The organism is Oceanisphaera psychrotolerans (assembly GCF_001870485.1).
Taxonomy (GTDB): Bacteria; Pseudomonadota; Gammaproteobacteria; order Enterobacterales; family Aeromonadaceae; genus Oceanimonas; species Oceanimonas psychrotolerans.
This window is the reverse complement of sequence record NZ_MDKE01000049.1, coordinates 1-4,291: the sequence shown is the minus strand read 5'-3', so window position 1 is coordinate 4,291 and position 4,291 is coordinate 1. Positions and strand designations below refer to the sequence as shown.

At 58.5% G+C, this 4,291-nt stretch carries 1 protein-coding gene; it reads right to left on the bottom strand.

From position 1 onward, the window contains the following. The coding region (locus BFR47_RS14285; protein ID WP_217645565.1) for a beta strand repeat-containing protein at positions 1–4,291 on the bottom strand (4,291 nt) is incomplete at both ends.

The following is a 4,291-nucleotide window of genomic DNA, read 5'->3' as shown; positions in this document are numbered from 1 at the left end:
CGCCTGCTTCTACCGCCGTGGCGGTGTCATTGGCCGCCACCGGGTTATCGTTCTGACCCTGGAGGGTGATGGTCAGGGTGGCACTGTCGCTTAACTCACCGGCATCGGTGACGGTATAGCTGAAGGTCTCGGTCAGGGTCTGGCCGCTGGTGCGCAGGGCCTGCACCGCCGCATTGTTTTCGTCGATGACGTAACTGTAACTACCGTCTTCATGCAGCGTCAGGCTGCCGTACTGGCCGGCCAGCGCCGCGCCGACCGTGCCGCTGGTGTCACCGAGCACTACGCCGGTGACGGTTTTGGTATCACCATCATCCACATCGCTGTCGTTGCTCAGCACGTTGCCGCTGGCATTACTGCCGGCGCTGCCGTTGGCTACGCCGCCTGCCTCGATGGCGATCACCGTATCACTCTCGGCCACGGGGGCATCGTTGGTGCCGTTGATGGTAATGGCAATATCCTGAGTCGCGGTACCACCATTGCCATCGTCAGCAGTCAGGGTATAGGTCAGCACCAGCTGCTCTCCCTGTTTCAGGAAGTTGAAGGCCTCATTACCCGAATCGAACGTCCAGTTCAGTGTTCCCGTCGTTGTGCTGCTATCCAATACCGGGGTGGGAGACAATGACAGCATGGCGCGCAGTTGCTCAGTGCTCGGAACAGCAACACTGGTCGCCATCTGATCACCGGCAGCGTCCTTTTGCACCGCAGCCACACTGTGCGAAACTGTGACCTCATCTGCCGTGTCCACGTCCGTCAGCATGAGCGTCCCTGCATCGGCCAGTCCGGCATCCGTCTCCGTGAGTCCGGTTGAGGACGTAAAGCCGGCATTGGGGTTACCGCCATCGGCGACCAGCTCGATGGCCTGCACCGTATCAATGGCCAAGTTGCGCAGGAACGTCTGGTTCCCTTCGATCAAGTAATGACTGTTCAGCCAGTTCTGATCGGCCAGCACAGTAACCCGCCCCATACTCAGCGCCTGATCCGCCAGCACGATACGATTGCTGTCATCCACCACGACCGCTTGTGAAATATTCGGATCGATCTGTAGCTGCGCATAGTACGCCGTGCGGAATGCCGTCACGCCCGCCAGCAGTGGGCTGTTATTAAGGTTCCAGTTGTCACTATTATTATCATGCAAAGCGTCGTCGTAGGCGCCACCCAACACGGTGATACTGCCGCCAAGGGCGGTAATCACCGAGGAAATATTGCCGTTCTGAGCGGGCTTATAGCCATTGTGTTCGCCAATAAAGAAGATGCGTCCGCCCTTGGCCAGAAAGACGCTCAGGGCTACGGTTTCTTCCGCATTGAACGCATTGTCAGGCTGCATCACAAACAGCAAATCAACGCTCAGATCATAGCTGTCGAGGCGGTTGGCATAGTCATAGACCACCGTAGACATGCCCGGCTCGGCGTCATAAAAATCCCGTGCCGTCTGCCAGGTCCCGCTGCTAACAGTGGAGGGGGCGTAGAAGCCGATGCTGACGGTCTGCCCTTCTGTCAGGCTCAGTGGCGTCTCTGCCGGCCCTTCGGTTACCTCAACGGTAGATGCCGTCTCATCGGATGGCGCAGGCCCGGAAGTGTCCGTGCCGCCTGAAAATACCGGCGCATCATTCACCGCCACCAGGGTAACAGTCGAGGCTACAGCCAAGACGACGACATCGTCGCCACCGTTGGCTGTGCCGCCGCTGTCCTGCAGGCTGGTCAGAGTCACGACGCGATGGTTGGAAGTATCAGGATCCTGGCTGTTGTTCTGATAACTCATGCTGTCGATCAGCGTCTGGGCCGCTGCCGTAGACAAGGTGCCGCCGGTCAGACTGACTGTAGCGGTACCATCCGAGACGCTGACGCTGTAGCCGAGGCTGCTACTGGCTGTGGTGCCGTTGGTACCGTCGGTCAGCACGATATCGGTACCGTCGATATTGATGATTTCGTTGCTGCCGTCGGTGACGTTACTCACGGTAAAGCTCAGGCCGCTGATGGTCTGGCCGGCTTCGACGACATCAATACTGGTGCCGCTGAACAGGCTGGCCACAGCGCCATCTTCGGTGAAGGTCGGGTTGCTGCCAGTGGCGGTCAGGGTTGGGGCATCGTTGATACCCGTAATTGCAACGGTCACGGCACCAGTTGCGGTAAGCGCACCGCCACTCCCCTGAGCTCCGGTATTGTTGTCGGAGAACAACCAGTCGATCTGTACCGAGGCTGGTGGGTTGTCTGCGCTGTTGGCATAGGCAATCTGGCGCATTGCTGCAATGACCAGAGCCTGGGTGGCACTGCCATTGAACGTGAGCACCAAGGTGCCACCGGAGGATGTTGTCACCGTCCCTATCACCGTACTGTCGACGCTGAGTTCATCTCCCTCCACCAAAGCATCAAGAGTTCCGGTCGCCGAGAACTGGTCACGCACATCAGCGCCACCCTGACGCTGCAGCGTCAGGGTGGCGCCAGCATAATTGCCAGCATAATTGCCGGCATCAAGCTCGGCATCGAAGATCTGGACATCGCTGTCGAGCACCACAGGCATGCCACCTTCGGTGAAGTTAACAGTACCGCTCAGGGTATTACTGCCAAAGCTTGTGTCCAGGGTGCCGTCGCTGTTATAGCGAGCCACGGCAAAATCATTATCTTCCCCGACATAACGATTACCGGCCAGCAGAATCTTGCCATCGGGATCCAGTGCCATATCCCAGGCATAATTGTTGGCATTGCCAATATCGGTGGTAATGGACCCGGCACCGCCGGCGAAGCCGGTGTCGAGCGCCCCCGAAGCGGTAAAGCGCATCAGTGCGTAGTCAGCCCCATTACCCGACACACTCTTGTTACCCGCAACGAGAATACTGCCGTCGGCCTGTACTGCGATGTCCTTGAACTGGGACCAGCCAAGGCTCGAGTCAGCGGCAACGCCATCGCTGCCAAAGCCGGTGTCGGCCGTGCCATCGCTGTTCAGACGCACGACCGTAATAGCTGTTGTTTGTGTAACGGGATCGAGAGTCAAAGTGGTATGCATACCACCGACGACCATCTTGCCGTCCGCCTGCAGATCGAGGCCCGTGCCCCAAATCGTGTATCCCGCACCTATGGTAGCCATGCCGTCACCGCCACCAAAACCGGTATCGAGCGAGCCATCGTCAAGATAGCGCAGCACCAGAAACTCGGAGCTGGTATGCGGGAAGGTATCGATAGGGCTGGTGATAATGCCGGCCACGACTATCTTGCCGTCGCTCTGTTGTGCAACGCGGGTGACGTTCTCGGTGCCGCCGGCCACATCGGTTGTAACGATACCGGAGCCGGCAAAACTGCCGTCGAGCGCTCCGGTGTCGGTGAGACGAACGACCGTTACCACATTGGTGCCGGTCACCGCCATAACAATCTTGCCGTCACTCTGTTCGATGACGCTCCATGCGTATTCACCGGCCATGCCATCCAACGCAATCGTGGCTGTGCCGCCATTCCCAAATCCGCTGTCGAGTATTCCATCCGCGTTGAAGCGTACAACAGCCACATCCTTATTACTGACACTGTCATTGGTTTGACCCGCAACCAAAATCTTGCCGTCCGCTTGCACAGTAACCGCATAACCGCGATCATCACCGGCTTCCAGACCATCGAGTGTATTCGAACCTTCCGGAATGCTGATGCCGGTGGTGACGATGCCGTTATTGCCAAAGGTCACATCCAGGCCGCCATCGCTGTTGTAACGCACCAGGGTGATATCGTCGTCACTCCCGTTCCAGCTATACCCCGCTACCAGGATCTTGCCATCATCCTGAGCGACCACACTGTAGCCCCGAGCCATGCCGTCCCCGATCGCAGTGCCCACAATTCCGGCTCCTCCCGGAATAAAGAAACTCGGTGCATCGTTGACAGACATCACCGCCACGGTGGAAACGATGTCCAGGCTGGCGCTATCGTCGCCGCCGTTGGCGGTGCCGCCGCTATCCTGCAGGCTGGTCAGGGTTACCACCCGGTTACTGGTGCTCGGAGTATTGCTGTTGTTCTGGTAACTCATGCTGTCGACCAGTGTCTGGGCGGCTGCCGTCGACAAGGTGCCGCCAGTCAGGCTGACTGTAACGGTACCATCCGAGACGCTGACGCTGTAACCGAGGCTGTTACTGGCGGTGGTACCGCTGGTACCGTTGGTAAGAACGATATCGGTACCGTCAAGATTGATAATTTCGTTGCCGCCGTCGGTGACGTTACTCACGGTAAAGCTCAGGCCGCTGATGGTCTGACCGGCCTCGACAGTATTGATGTCGGTGCCGCTGAACAGGCCGGCCGCGCTGCCGCCCTCGGTGAA